Genomic DNA, 964 nt, shown 5'->3' with positions numbered 1-964 from the left:
CATAGGCTGACTTTCCATTCAAAGCAGCACGTTTGACACTGTTGACATGTGAACAAACGAGATTGATGTCCTCTTGAGTTAAGTTGTCAAAAGAAGTTCCCTTAGGTAGAATGTCGCGAATCAAGGTGTGATTTTTCTCAATTCTCCCTTTCTGGTCAGAGCGATTAGGGTCACAAAAGAAGAGTTTACTCCCTCCTCGAACATCCATTTCGATATCATCAACCCTGGCAAACTCTCCTCCATTATCTGTCAGGATGACAGGAAAGAGTTGACAGAAATCTTTATCCGCTTGGTGAAGGGTGTTCTTGATATCATAGAGGTGTTTGGTAACTTCGAGGGTGGTTTTATTATCTAGAAGCCTAGCAAAGATAAAGTTACAGAAAGAGAGATTGAAGGTAAGTAGGACTTTACCTCCCATTCTCCCTATAACAGTGTCCATTTCCAGCCAAGAATTCAGTTGCTTAAGAGCCAAATAATTTAGGAAATCCTCATAGGAACGGCCTTTTTTAGCTTCTTTGGGGATGGAAGGTAGCTTACTTTTCCGTCTTTCTTTGAATTTAACGGCTCTGGCTAGGTCAATAGGAGCGATAGATAGGTATCCTTTTCGGATGTGTCGATAGACGGTTGAGGAGCTGACATCAAGGTTATGAGTTTTGAGGATATGATAGATGTGTTGTCCCTTTTTAACCCCATCAGAAATGACTTTGTCCATGTCCCAGAAGGTCTTGGAATTGAGGGGAGTTCCTTCACGAGCTTCTACAAGAGTTTGTTCGTATTGTTTTTGAGCTTGTTTAGCGAGGTAGAAGATCTTCTTATAGCCACAATTCTGTCTTCTTTTAGGGCATCCGTTACAGATAAAGGGAGCTTTGTCGAGCAGAGGGCAAGGAAGGTTATGGCATGTAGACTCTCGGACTTGTCTGTTTCGTTTGACTTCTTTGGAAATAGTAGTTGGGTCCTTTAGAAT

The 964-nt window shown here is 41.8% G+C and carries 1 protein-coding gene; it reads right to left on the bottom strand.

The features are described 5' to 3' along the window. Window positions 1–964 (bottom strand): IS30 family transposase (locus SMIDD28_RS10655; protein WP_061425909.1); only part of this gene is annotated, 964 nt, incomplete at both ends.

The organism is Streptococcus mitis (genome assembly GCF_001579045.1).
Classification (GTDB): Bacteria; Bacillota; Bacilli; order Lactobacillales; family Streptococcaceae; genus Streptococcus; species Streptococcus mitis_D.
Note: the sequence above shows the minus strand (reverse complement) of the source record. Positions and strands in the feature narration are given on the sequence as shown.